At 40.4% G+C, this 13441-nt stretch carries 11 protein-coding genes; 8 read left to right on the plus strand and 3 right to left on the minus strand.

All coding sequences use genetic code 11. The features are described from left to right. Positions 1-3: 3 nt before the first annotated feature. Complete coding sequence (locus HMPREF3034_RS06355; RefSeq protein WP_062434126.1) at positions 4-648, plus strand: ATP-binding cassette domain-containing protein; 645 nt, start codon at positions 4-6, stop codon at positions 646-648. After that, on the plus strand, positions 645-1847 hold the full coding sequence (locus HMPREF3034_RS06360) for a cell division FtsX domain-containing protein (RefSeq protein ID WP_036899803.1): 1203 nt from the start codon (positions 645-647) through the stop codon (positions 1845-1847). The genes HMPREF3034_RS06355 and HMPREF3034_RS06360 overlap by 4 nt, the downstream gene beginning before the upstream one ends. 95 nt (positions 1848-1942) lie before the next feature. On the opposite strand, the gene HMPREF3034_RS06365 is transcribed toward HMPREF3034_RS06360, so the two are convergent. After that, positions 1943-5815: a translocation/assembly module TamB domain-containing protein gene (locus HMPREF3034_RS06365; RefSeq protein ID WP_231725621.1), complete on the minus strand. Its 3873-nt coding sequence runs from the start codon at positions 5813-5815 to the stop codon at positions 1943-1945. Between the two features lie 749 nt (positions 5816-6564). Here HMPREF3034_RS06365 and HMPREF3034_RS06370 point away from each other — a divergent pair. The 6 genes from HMPREF3034_RS06370 to nqrF are packed head-to-tail and all read left to right on the plus strand — an operon-like array spanning position 6565 to position 12363. Further along, positions 6565-7917 carry a Na(+)-translocating NADH-quinone reductase subunit A gene (locus HMPREF3034_RS06370; protein ID WP_062434129.1) on the plus strand — a complete coding sequence of 451 codons (1353 nt, stop codon included), beginning with the start codon at positions 6565-6567 and terminating at the stop codon, positions 7915-7917. Between the two features lie 25 nt (positions 7918-7942). Beyond that, positions 7943-9097 carry an NADH:ubiquinone reductase (Na(+)-transporting) subunit B gene (locus HMPREF3034_RS06375; RefSeq protein ID WP_062434130.1) on the plus strand — a complete coding sequence of 385 codons (1155 nt, stop codon included), beginning with the start codon at positions 7943-7945 and terminating at the stop codon, positions 9095-9097. 33 nt (positions 9098-9130) lie between these two features. Further along, positions 9131-9829 (plus strand): NADH:ubiquinone reductase (Na(+)-transporting) subunit C, encoded by a 699-nt coding sequence (nqrC, locus tag HMPREF3034_RS06380; RefSeq protein WP_036899796.1) that lies wholly within the window; start codon positions 9131-9133, stop codon positions 9827-9829. 1 nt (position 9830) lies between these two features. Next, the gene (locus tag HMPREF3034_RS06385; RefSeq protein ID WP_036899795.1) at positions 9831-10454 is read left to right on the plus strand and encodes an NADH:ubiquinone reductase (Na(+)-transporting) subunit D; all 624 of its coding nucleotides are present in this window, start codon (positions 9831-9833) and stop codon (positions 10452-10454) included. 5 nt (positions 10455-10459) lie between these two features. After that, positions 10460-11086 carry an NADH:ubiquinone reductase (Na(+)-transporting) subunit E gene (gene nqrE / locus HMPREF3034_RS06390; protein ID WP_036899793.1) on the plus strand — a complete coding sequence of 209 codons (627 nt, stop codon included), beginning with the start codon at positions 10460-10462 and terminating at the stop codon, positions 11084-11086. A gap of 8 nt (positions 11087-11094) precedes the next feature. After that, the gene (gene nqrF, locus HMPREF3034_RS06395) at positions 11095-12363 is read left to right on the plus strand and encodes an NADH:ubiquinone reductase (Na(+)-transporting) subunit F (protein WP_062434133.1); all 1269 of its coding nucleotides are present in this window, start codon (positions 11095-11097) and stop codon (positions 12361-12363) included. A gap of 15 nt (positions 12364-12378) precedes the next feature. Here the strand turns inward: nqrF and HMPREF3034_RS12590 are convergent, their stop codons facing one another. Further along, positions 12379-13059: a DUF6261 family protein gene (locus HMPREF3034_RS12590; protein ID WP_156431057.1), complete on the minus strand. Its 681-nt coding sequence runs from the start codon at positions 13057-13059 to the stop codon at positions 12379-12381. 50 nt (positions 13060-13109) lie between these two features. Then, positions 13110-13340: a hypothetical protein gene (locus HMPREF3034_RS12595; protein ID WP_156431058.1), complete on the minus strand. Its 231-nt coding sequence runs from the start codon at positions 13338-13340 to the stop codon at positions 13110-13112. Positions 13341-13441 lie beyond the last annotated feature (101 nt).

Genomic DNA, 13441 nt, shown 5'->3' on the forward strand with positions numbered 1-13441 from the left:
CCGATGGAAAAAATCAAGTTTAGCAATGTCTTGCCACAAGTTTTTGCTAACAGAAGTGACATTCATTCTGATGTGTGGAAGCAGGATGTAGAATTTCAAAAGGGACATTTATACCTCCTAGAATCAGAAAGTGGTAAAGGAAAAAGCACCTTCTGCAGTTATATAGTTGGCTACCGGCATGATTATACTGGTGAAATTTCTTTTGATAATCGGTCTATCAGTGACTTTAAAATGAAAGATTGGGTAGAGCAAAGGAAATGTCATGTAAGCCATTTGTTTCAAGAATTGAGACTCTTTCCAGAACTTACTGCTTATGAAAATGTAGAAATCAAGAATCATATTACCGCTTTTAAGACAGACGCCCAAATTCATGATTGGTTCGAACGTCTTGGAATTGTAGACAAGATGAATACTAAAGTTGGGCTTATGTCTTTTGGTCAACAACAGCGTGTAGCCTTTATAAGAGCTTTGGTTCAGCCATTTGATTTCTTATTGGCAGACGAACCTATCAGTCATCTTGATGACAAGAATTCGACAATTATGGCTGAAATTATGTTAGAAGAAGCTAAGAAGCAAGGCGCGGGTATTATTGTTACCAGTATTGGAAAGCATATGGATATGAATTACGAAAGAGTTTTGAGATTATGAAACTTGTTTGGAAGTTACTAAGACAACATATCAGCATTCCGCAGTTTGCCGGTTTTTTCTTTGCAAACCTGTTTGGAATGACCATCGTTCTGTTAGGTTTTCAATTTTATCATGATATATCTTCGGTACTCACAGCAGAAGATAGCTTCATGCGTTCGGGCTTTCTGGTTATTAATAAGAAAATAGGAGCAGGTAATACATTAAGTGCAAAAGCCAGCAATTTCAGTGATGCTGAAGTAGAAGACTTGGAAAATCAAGACTTCATTACCGACTTAGGAACCTTTACAAGTGCAGAGTATAAAGCTGATGCCAATATGTCTGTCAATGGGACAAGCGTTCTGAATAATGGTGAAATATCCTTTGAGAGCATTCCTAATCAATTTGTCGAAGTGCCTTTAAGTGCTTGGAAATATACTCCGGGAAGCAAGGTTATTCCGATTATCCTGCCGAAAGTATATCTTACGATGTACAATTTTGGATTTGCACAGAGCCATTCGCTGCCCAAAATCAGTGAAGGATTGGTGGGGCTGATAGACTTTTATATCAACATACGTGGTAATGGATATACTGATATTTATAAAGGCAAAGTAATAGGATTCTCTAGCCGTTTGTCATCAATATTAGTACCGCAGTCGTTCATGGATTGGAGTAATCAGCGGTATGCGCCTCAGCAATCGACTGCTCCTACACGCCTAATAGTAACTGTTAAGAACCCATCGGACGAACATTTTACAAAGTATCTGGATAGGAAAGGATATGAGCAGGAGAATGATAAACTCAATGCGGAGAAGACTACTTACTTCTTGCGACTACTTGTAGCAATGGTTGTAGCCATCGGTCTAATTATTAGTGCTCTTAGTTTTTATATCCTTATGTTGAGCATCTACCTATTGGTACAAAAGAATTCTGAGAAATTAGAAAATTTACTGTTGATAGGGTATAGCCCTATGCAAGTGGCATGGCCATACAGATGGCTGACATTGGTATTGAATTTTGGAGTTCTAATTTTGGCTTGGATTATTTTGTATGCCGTTCGTCTTTACTATATGGATGTTATAGAAGCGCTATTTCCTAATATGGATGATAGGGGAGTGTGGCCTGCATTGGTTGTAGGTATTGTGCTATTTGTAGGTATATCGACTTTCAACCATATTGCAATCGTTAGAAAGGTGATACATATCTGGAAGTATAGAAAATAGTATTGAGTTACTGCCAAGGCTTAACAGCGATACTGTTGTGCTTTGGCAGTTTTGCTGAATGGCTTATACAATAATGCTGCCAAAGCGTTGCAGTATTATTTATTATTCTTATCGACTTCTTTCTTTAATCTCTTTTTGCTACGGAAACGGAAAAGGTCGCGCCAATTAGTGAAGTCTTTTTTCAGGATAATTCCGACTCCTTGTGTGTTCAGTGTGTTCTTAATAAAGTATCGATCGTTGGTCTGATTGTACACTCGGATGGCAAAGTTGCCATTAGGAAATATCAGATAACGTAAATCAAAGTCCCCGATGAAGCTTGAAGTGGCGGTCTTTGCATTGTCGCGATAGCCCATCTGTCCATTAAAGAGTAGGCGATTGTTGAGTAGCTGACCACTGAATAATCCTTCATATTCTGCATTATTCAATCCTTCATCGCCGGTAGAGATGTTTGCCCCGAAGTTCCAATTAGAATTATTAACGACATTTTTCAGAACATTATTGATTTGTTGGCTCAGCGTACCGCTTAATAGGCTCTGCATAGCCAAGCTTGTCTGGCTTTGCTGAGCCGACAATTCAGATGTGGCATTGTTGGTACCTTGGGTGTAGAAGCGACCTACAGCTAGCAGATATAATACTTGCTGTTTCATCTCTTCTTCACTATTTATAATACTGAATACCATCTGTTTAACATCGGAACTGACAGTAGGTAAATCTAGTGTAAAGTCGACTTTAGGAGCACTAGGAGTACCGCTAATATTCATAAGACAATTGACGCGTATGTTATTGCTCGAGAAACTACGTCCTATCTTCAAGTCACTCAGACTGACACCTACTACTGGATATAAGGCATTGAGGTTTAGGCGTGCGGCATAAGGGTCGCCACCAAAACTGATAGTTCCGCCTTGTTGGAATGTAAAATCTTTTTTAATGACGTTTTGGATAGTAAGTTTATAGAGGCCATCGGATACCACATAATTGCCAAACATGTCGAACGAGCCCTTATTATAATATGTGGCACTGATTCCTCCTGTGCCTTTCAAATCAATATAGTCACCGGTTTGTTGGTCCATGATGAGTCTGATGATAGCGTCAGGGGTCATGTTGATGAGAAACTTGATACGTATATCTGTAGGAATATCAGGAGTGTCGTCTTCGTTCTGTAGGTCTTGCTCAGCTCGTAAGTGAAGGTGCTGGATAGAATCTGTCGCAATAGTATCTCTGTCAGACCACTTGATGAATTCCTGAGAAGATATAGCTGCCGGACTTGCCACGTTATAAACGAATTGACTCCCTTTCTCCGGCGTGGCATTGACATCAATGACTACTTCGCCACTGCGGCCGGTAATAGAGCATGTACCGGTTGTGTAAGCCGTTCCATAAAACGTATTTCCCCCAAATTCATGAGTATCGTAGGCTAATAGGTTCCTTGCATCTACATTGATATTATACGTTAGATTGGTCAGATGTTCATGGTTGATGGTGCCGTGAACGATACCGATGTTATGGTTTCGATCGTAGATTGTATCATGCTTTAAGATGATATGGTCGGGAATAAGTGTTACTGTATCGTTCTTTAATGTATAATCTGTATTGAGACTTAGCATGTGTACATTGCCCGAAGCAACTAGTTGCCCGGTCAGATTGATGTTGTTCAGGGGGCCAAACAGTCGCACTTTACCATTTGCGGTTGCTGTTATATTGTTCATGAATGTCCCACAAAAACTCTCTAAGAATTCTAGTCTGGTGTTATCGGCAGCTATACCTAAATCTATATAATTCTTTTTGGGCGATACATAACCTTTGATAATGGTTTGCTTGTCGGTTTCATCAAGCGCTTGAGCATCTATGTTTATTTGTCCTTCTTGGTGATTATAGTTTACATGGGCAAAGAGTGTACCCATGCGGCCATTCTCAAATCGGAATTCGTTGACGCGTAGATTAGCGTGAGCTTTGGGCTCAGTAAAAACTGATGTAACGTAAGCTTGGCCGGTAGCAAGACCACTAAAATCTACAGCATGGAAGTTGACTAAATTCAAAATGTAGTTGACATTGACATCTTGCAAGTCTACTGTTAGGGAATCCTCCATACTTTTTGTGGCCATTCCCGATACAATGATATGCTGCTTGTTGTGGGATATTTCAAAATGATCAACGGTTAGATGGTTCTTACTATAAATGATATCACTGGGCTGGACATGCCAAATTGTGTCGCCGACAAGAATATTTGATGGGTGTATCTTGACATGGGCAGAAGACACACCACCATCAGTTCTAAAGAAGTCGGCCTCTGTAGACAATTGTCCTCTAAATAATTTCTTCCTTTTATTGTCCCATGAGAGAATTGCTCCCAGCTTGTTGTTGGCGGCATGAGACTGGAGGTTCCAATAGAAACCGTTTCCCTTGTCGTCTAGCATTTTCAATCTAGCGTTGGCTTTCAACGTGTCATTGGGCGTAGTTACTTCAATGAAGGCGTCTTCGTACTGTTTGTCTGCATAAGTGAAGTGTGGAACTTGGCAGATAAGATTGATCTTTTTATCAATGTCATTAATTGAACCCTTCAACGAAACTGTATCTTGGAGTTCCAAAGGAACGTTGAAAAGAGTCTTCAACCATTCTGAGTTGTAGAGTGAAGTGTTGATAGTAAAATTGTTATACTTGCTATTTGTAACTTTTGGAAGACCGGGCAGGGTGGGGAGTTTACTGCCTATTTGATTGGTTATGCTTTGATAGAGTGTTGCATAATCAAAGTTTCCCTGAATAGCAAGTGTCCCGAAATCACTCGTTAAATTCATGTAATGGATTTTGTCATGGTATCCCGTATTAACTCGCAGCTCATTGAGTATAAAATCACCATCACTCTTTGAGATATTAAGATTTGATACGACGAGTTGGCCAGTAGCTGTATTGAGAGATTTACCGACTATATTACTAGAAATTTTCCCGCTAATGAGAGTTTGTGACCAAGGTGATGGCAAATGCATGGCCGTTAGGTTTAAATTAGTAGTATGAACTTCTAATTGGGCTGTTAATACCTGATTAATTTTGCTGATATTACCATGTAAACTCAATTGTCCATTAGGGTCGTCAACATTTAATAGTCCTTTAAACTGCATACCTTTAGCAGCTTGTACAAATTTTCCATTTAGATGAATATTCTGGAAAGAGTATTGGTTGTAGTCAAAGCGTGAGATAAAACCTTTAGCAATAATCAATAGAGGAGATTGTTCTTTTGTAGGCAATTTTCCATCTATATTGATACTTGATGCTAAGACGCCTAATTTGTTGTTATTAAGTATTTTACCAAGGTTGATACCTTTTGTCTCTAGACGTCCGGAAAAGTTATTGAGATGTTTGCCTAAAGCTATATTAGCGACACCTTGACCGGTTTTTAATATTCCCTTTAGAGCAAGGTCTTGCCCATATCCACCAAGAAAACCTTGGAAATGAATATTGCCTAATCTTGTCATTTCTGCCGGGATGTTGAATTTGGTTCCTAGGCTTTCGGCTATCATCTTAATACCATTAGCAGATATTCGTAGTTCTTGTACGGCAGCAACCCAGCGTGGAGTGGACTGCCAATTGCTTAAAGAACCATTTGTATTTAATGTAAGGTCTTTCCCTGTTATATGAATATCTTTGATTCGAATAAATGTACTAGTTCCAGAAAAAGAGGATTGAAGTGTTATTGGATTGTTTGCTTCTTTGAATAATTTATATAAAAACGTTAAATCACAAGGTGTTATGGTAGATTTATCAATACTACCAATGAATTGCAATGAAGGCATTTCTATTCCATGTTTACCTTTTTTGAAACTGGCACGGCATTCTCCTAACTTGATAGAAGATTGAGGTAATTGCAGATGAAAATGGGATAGTTTAGCTTCATGCTGGTTTACTGTTAACTTAAAAGTCAGGCCTTTGACCGTCAAACCTGATTTCTCTGTGAGTGACAGCTTTTTACAATTCACATCTATCAGCTCTTTGGTGAGTTGGTTTAATATAAGATGTGCACTGATATTTTGGAAGGCAATATGATTTGTATTAAATGTACGAGAGAGTGTAACTGCTTCTCGCAAGTCATATGAAAAAGCACCATGTCTAATAATAATTGAGTGTATTGCTAAGTCTAATTTTGAATGTTGAGTTGTATCCTTTGATGCTAGAGAATCAATTACAAATTGGTAATTAGGCTTAGAATTAGTGGTTTGTTTATATGTGGTGATAGAGGTACCAAACAATTGAGCGGCAGAAATAGAGAGCTTACCATGGAAAAGGGGGAGTATATCGAACTTGGCAGATAACCGACTGGCTGATAACATAGTCTCACCATGCTGGTCTTGAATTGCTATCCCGTCGATAATTACCCGATTAAATATACCTAAGTTTACTCGTTTTATTTCTACTTTGGTACCTAATTTATTGCCAACGGCAATGCTAAGTTCCGACCCAATAAAGCGCTGTATTGCTGGTATATGCAACAATACAATTGTAAAGAAGTATATACTGACAAATGTCCAGATACTCCCATTTATGATATGTTTGTATTTACGTTTTATTCGCTCTCTATGAATTAATGACGCAAATTTAGTCGTTTTTTGCCTGACATAGAAATAAAAGCTGTCTTTTCTTGTTTTAAGTGTCCGCTTTTTAGTATATTTGCACTTGTGTTTATTTTTGTGAATGTACAAAAACAATATTTATCAGTTTAAATATAATTATGGCAAATGTAATTAAGTTACGTAAGGGCTTAGACATTAACCTGCAAGGCAAGGCCAAGACTGTAACAAGAAGTCAAGGAATGAGCGATGTATATGCGCTTGTCCCAAATGATTTCATAGGCTTACAGCCGAAGGTAATCGTCAAAGAAGGTGACCATGTTAAAGCAGGAGAAGGCTTGTTTGTGAATAAAAAACATCCTTCGATTAAGTTTGCTTCTCCAGTTAGTGGTACTGTAGAAGCTATTGTGCGAGGTGATCGTAGAAAAGTCCTTAGCGTGAATGTAAAGGCAGATGCAGAACAGCAATTTATAGATTTCGGTGTAAAAGATGTGAATAGCCTTGATGCAGAAAGCGTTAAACAGTCTTTGTTAGAAGCCGGTCTCTTTGGTTTCATCAACCAATTGCCGTATGCAGTGTCAACAACAGAGGATGTAGAACCTAAAGCTATTTTTGTATCTGCTTTGCGTGATATGCCTTTGGCCGCAGATTTCGAGGTTGAGTTAGAAGGTAATGAATCTGCCTTTCAAACCGGACTTACTGCCTTATCGAAGATTCAAAAAACATATTTGGGAATTGGAGCCAATCAAAAGAGTGATGCATTGACAAATGCCAAAGATGTTGAAGTAACAATCTTTGATGGTCCATGTCCCGCTGGTAATGTCGGAATACAAGTGAATCATTTGTCACCGGTGAATAAAGGTGAAGTGGTTTGGACGGTAGAGCCATCTGTAGTTATCTTTATTGGTCGCTTGTTTACAACAGGTAAAGTAGATTTAACACGTACAATAGCTATTGCCGGAAGTGAGATTCATGAACCGGATTATGTTAAAACTTTGGTGGGAACTCCACTTAAGGATTTGCTCAAAGATAAGTTGAAAACTATAGATAATGTGCGTATTATTAATGGTAATCCTTTGACAGGGCGTAAAGCGTTATTAGATGATTTCCTTGGAGCGCATACATCAGAAGTAACTGCTATTCCCGAAGGTGACAATGTAAATGAAATGTTCGGATGGATTTTACCGAGAATCTCTCAATTCTCTGTCAATCGCAGCTATTTCTCTTGGTTGCAAGGGAAGAAGAAAGCTTATAAATTGGATGCTCGAATCAAAGGTGGAGAGCGTCACATGATTATGAGTGGAGAGTATGATAAGGTGTTGCCAATGGATATTATGGCTGAATTCCTTATTAAATCTATTATTGCGGGTGATATTGATAAGCAAGAACAGCTAGGTATTTATGAAGTAAGTCCAGAAGATTTTGCTTTGGCTGAATTTGTCGATAGCTCAAAATTGCCCCTACAGCAAATCGTACGTAATGGACTAGATATCCTACGTAAAGAAAATGCTTAAGGTATAAAACGTAGTTATATTTATTATGAGTTTAAAAAAATACATAGATAGAATCAGACCAAACTTTGAAGAGGGAGGGAAGTTGCACGCATTTAAGAGCGTTTTTGAAGGCTTCGAGACTTTCCTATATGTTCCAAACGAAACTTCAAAGACTGGCGTTTCGATTCACGACTCAATAGATTCAAAGAGAATCATGAGTATAGTGGTGATTTCTTTATTGCCCGCTTTACTTTTCGGAATGTATAATGTCGGCTACCAAAATTATTTAGCTGTGGGTACATTGACCACAGCTTCATTTACTGAAATATTTACTTTCGGAATGTTGGCTGTACTTCCAAAAGTAATTATCTCTTATATTGTTGGATTGGGTATAGAGTTTGCTTGGGCGCAATGGAAAGGAGAGGAGATACAAGAGGGTTATCTTGTGACTGGTATCTTAATTCCACTGATTATTCCTGTAACCACTCCTATTTGGATTTTGGTTATTGCAATAGCTTTCTCTGTCATATTTGCTAAAGAGATATTTGGTGGTACGGGAATGAATATTTTCAATGTTGCACTTGTAACTCGTGCATTTTTATTCTTCTCTTATCCCCAAACAATGAGTGGTGACAGTGTCTGGATAGCTAAAAATTCCATATTCGGTTTAGGCAATACGCTTCCTGACGGTTTCACGGCAGCGACACCCCTTGGTCAATTAGGGCAGAATATTATTCCAACTGCAAGTCTCAACGACATGTTTGTAGGCTTTATCCCCGGTTCAATAGGCGAAACTTCTATCATAGCAATAGCTATTGGCGCCATTATCTTATTGTGGACAGGCATTGCTTCTTGGAAGATTATGTGTAGTGTATTTGTCGGTGGCGGTATTGTAGCAGCTTTATTTAATATTGGTGGTGCTACTGCTATTCCTTGGTATGAACATCTTATCTTAGGTGGATTTGCTTTTGGAGCAGTTTTTATGGCTACAGATCCTGTAACAAGTGCACGAACAGAAACTGGTAAATATATTTATGGTTTCATCATTGGAGCGATGGCTGTTATTATACGTGTGCTTAATCCCGGATATCCGGAAGGTATGATGCTGGCTATCTTGCTGATGAATATGTTTGCTCCAACAATTGATTACTGTGTAGTACAGCGAAATATTGCTAAGCGTACCAATCGTACCAGCAAATAATATTGCCACTACTGAAATTATAATTATTGAACAATGAAAACAAATTCAAATTCATATACGATTATCTATTCAATGGTAATTGTAGTGGTTGTGGCCTTTCTTTTGGCATTTGTGTTTCAAGCATTGAAGCCGGCGCAAGATGCTAACGTTGCCTTAGATAAGAAAAAGCAACTACTCTATGCCCTTAACATTCGTGACATCAATGACGCAGAGGCTGTCAAGAAATATCATGAGGTGGTATTGGCAGATGAGATTATCAATCCAAATGGAGAGGTCTTAGCACCCGGAGAACAAGGTGGAGAAAACACCGGGTTCAAATTGAATAGTAAAGATACTAAAGAAGGTCGTCTCGCTCTGTATATTTGTAAAGTCAATGGTGAAGAGAAATATATCATTCCAGTATATGGTATGGGACTTTGGGGACCTATCAGCGGGTACATTTCTTTAAATGCCGACAAGGAAACTATATTTGGTGCTTACTTCAACCATGAGAGTGAGACAGCTGGACTTGGTGCTGAAATCAAAGATAGTAGAGCTTGGCAGGCTCAATTCCAAGGCAAAAAAATATTTGGGAAAGATGGAGTTGCCATCGCAATTACTGTTAGCAAAAAGGTAGAAGACCCTCAGAGAGAAGTTGATGGCGTCACCGGTGCAACTCTGACATCAAATGGTGTGACAGAGATGCTCCACACTTGTTTGGGACAATATCTTAAATTTTTAAAGGATAAATAATATGGCATTATTCTCAAAACAAAATAAAGAGACATTTATCAATCCGCTGAACCTAGATAATCCTATCATGGTTCAGGTGTTGGGAATATGTAGTGCTCTTGCTGTAACAAGTCAATTGAAGCCTTCTATAGTTATGGGATTGGCTGTAACGGTTATTACTGCATTTAGCAACGTGATAATCTCACTTATTCGTAATACGATTCCGATGCGAATAAGAATTATTGTACAGTTGGTTGTAGTAGCAGCTTTGGTAACTATTGTAAGTCAATTGTTGAAGGCAGTAGCCTATGATGTGAGTGTTCAGTTGTCCGTTTATGTAGGTCTTATCATTACCAACTGTATTCTGATGGGCCGACTTGAGGCCTTCGCCATGACGAATAAACCTTGGCCAAGTTTTTTAGATGGTTTAGGAAATGGCTTAGGTTATGCTTTGATTCTTGTTGTGGTAGGTTTCTTTCGTGAACTTTTGGGACGCGGTTCCTTGCTAGGATTCCAGTTAATACCCCAAGGAGTGTACGACGCAGGATATATTAATAATGGTATGATGACCATGCCTGCTATGGCATTATTACTTGTCGGGTGTGTGATTTGGATACACCGTGCTTACTTTTATAAAGAGAAATAATTAAGATGGAACATATTATTAGTCTTTTCTTTAGGTCCATATTTGTGGATAATATGATTTTCGCATTCTTCCTTGGTATGTGTTCATTCCTTGCTGTAAGTAAGAATGTGAAGACGAGTTTGGGATTAGGACTTGCCGTTACCTTTGTATTGCTAGTTACGGTACCGGTGGATTACCTGCTCCAAACGAAGGTTTTAGGTCCCGATTGTTTGATAGAGGGTGTGGATTTGTCTTATTTGAGTTTCATTCTCTTTATAGCAGTCATTGCAGGTATTACTCAATTGGTTGAGATGACGGTCGAGAAGTTTAGTCCATCTCTCTACTCTGCGTTGGGTATCTTCTTACCTTTGATAGCAGTAAACTGTGCTATTATGGGAGCTTCTCTCTTCATGCAGCAGCGCATCAACCTTGATCCAAGCAACACACAGTATATTGGGAGTATTTGGGATAGTATTGCTTATGCTATAGGTAGTGGTATTGGATGGACGCTGTCTATCGTGAGTATGGGCGCTATTCGTGAGAAAATGCAGTATAGTGATGTGCCAAAGCCTCTACAGGGACTTGGTATTACATTTATTACAGTGGGACTCATGGCTATGGCCATGATGTGCTTCTCTGGTCTAAAAATATAATATAAGATATGGGACAGTTTATATTAATAAGTATACTCGTATTCTTGGCGATTATCCTACTGCTGGTAGTCGTACTACTTGTGGCTAAAAAGTATCTTAGTCCAAGTGGAAACGTAAATCTTGTTGTTAATGATGAGAAGACTCTCAATGTAGAACAAGGAAGTTCGTTGCTTTCTACACTAACTCAAAATGGCATACATCTTTCTTCTGCTTGTGGTGGAAAAGGTAGTTGCGGTCAGTGCCGTGTACGTGTTACAGAGGGTGGTGGAGAGATATTAGACTCCGAACGTCCTCACTTCAGTCGCAAAGAAGTGAAAGAACATTGGCGACTTGGATGCCAATGTAAGGTCAAAGGCGACTTGAAGATTAAAGTACCAGAGAGCGTTCTTGGCGTAAAAGAGTGGGAGTGTACGGTCATTAGTAACAAGAATGTCAGCTCATTTATCAAGGAATTTAAGGTGGCATTACCCCCTGGAGAGCATATGGACTTCATTCCCGGTTCCTATTCGCAGATTAAAATTCCTGCTTACGACGTCATTGATTACGATAAGGATTTTGATAAAAATGATATTGGCGAAGAGTATCTTTCCGCTTGGAAGAATTTCAATATTCTGTCATTGAAGGCTCATAACCCTGAAGATACGGTACGTGCATACTCTATGGCCAACTATCCTGATGAGGGAGACATCATCACTTTGACGGTGCGTATTGCCAGCACACCATTCCTTCCACGTCCACAGGTAGGTTTCCAAGATGTACCGACGGGTATTGCATCGAGTTATATCTTCTCTTTAAAGCCGGGTGATAAGGTGACGATGAGTGGCCCTTATGGTGATTTCCATCCTATTTTAGACTCCGGAAAAGAGATGATTTGGGTTGGTGGTGGTGCCGGAATGGCTCCTCTACGCTCACAGATTATGTACATGTTGAAGACGCTCCACACCCGCGACCGCGAGATGCATTATTTCTATGGTGCGCGTTCTTTGAGCGAAGCATTCTTCTTAGAAGATTTCCATGAATTGGAAAAGGAATATCCTAATTTCCATTTCCATTTGGCGCTAGACCGTCCAGATCCTAAGGCCGACGAAGCAGGAGTGGCTTATACGGCCGGTTTTGTACACCAAGTGATGTACAACACCTACTTGAAAGACCATGAAGCGCCCGAAGATATAGAATACTATATGTGTGGTCCCGGCCCGATGAGTAAGGCCGTACAAGACATGCTTGATAGTATCGGTGTAGAACCGGAATCTATTATGTTCGATAACTTCGGTTAATTCAGAAAACAGCAATCAATAACGAAACAGGCGTCTCTGCATATTTTGCAGAGGCGCCTGTCTTTTTACAAAATGGAGTTTGTGAGTTTTTAAGTTCTTGAGTTTATACTTCCCCCTCCCCCTTCGGGGAGGGCCGGGGGGGCTGCTACCCTTCTTTGTGTTTACGGTGCGGCGTGTGGTCAACACTGTCTTCATGCGGTCAATGATGGCGTTCACAGGGTCGATGAACGGGGGGGTAGGGGGCTGCACCGTTGATGATGGTAAGGGCGTTGACGGTTTCCACGAGTGTGCGATAAGCAGCATCGGCGGCATGCGTGATGGTTTGATGATGCCCACCTGTACAGCACTCTCCTGTCTGGCACGACTGCTCACCGTGGTAAGATATTCGTCCTTGCACTGGTATAGTAGGTCGAGCAGCGGCTTGAAATTGGTGGCGGCCATGCGCGAGGCGTCTATTTCCATGAGGTCGTGTAGCAGATTGTGTAGGCGCCCCGTCTCTTCGGCCTGAGACATTGTGGCAAGGTCGCCGTACTTTTTGAACAGATTGTACACCTCTGTGGCGGTGGCGGCGGTGGCGTGGTCGGGGAATGTCATCGCAGCCTTGGCATACTCGCGCATCGACCTCCATGCCTTGTCGCGCAGTGCATCTTGCTCGGCGGCTACCTTGGCGGAGGGAACGGTGGTATCTTTCTTCAAGTCGACGTCAAACTGCTGATACGCCTGCTTGAATGCCTCGATGGCCGATCTCAGTTTTGCGGCATAGCCGAGGGGGTGTCTACGTACGGTAGGTGCTCGACTTCGACGCTGACCATTTTCTGAAATCCGAAGTCCTCTTCCACGTGCATATGGCCGAGGTCGAACGATTTGATTTTTGTAGTTTTCATAAGCGTTTTGTGTTTTAAGTTGAACATTAGATTGATTTTTATCAAGAATGGGGTGACGCGTGGTGCGCCGGCCATTTTTTCTCGTAGAAGCATTGTCGCGTGGCGCGCCAGTGCTTTTTCTTTCGTAGAGACACCGTTGCGCGAAATCGCCGATACCTGCTTGCTCCGAATACGGCACGAGGGGGAGAAAACAG

This window comes from Prevotella sp. DNF00663 (assembly GCF_001553265.1).
Lineage (GTDB): Bacteria > Bacteroidota > Bacteroidia > Bacteroidales > Bacteroidaceae > Prevotella.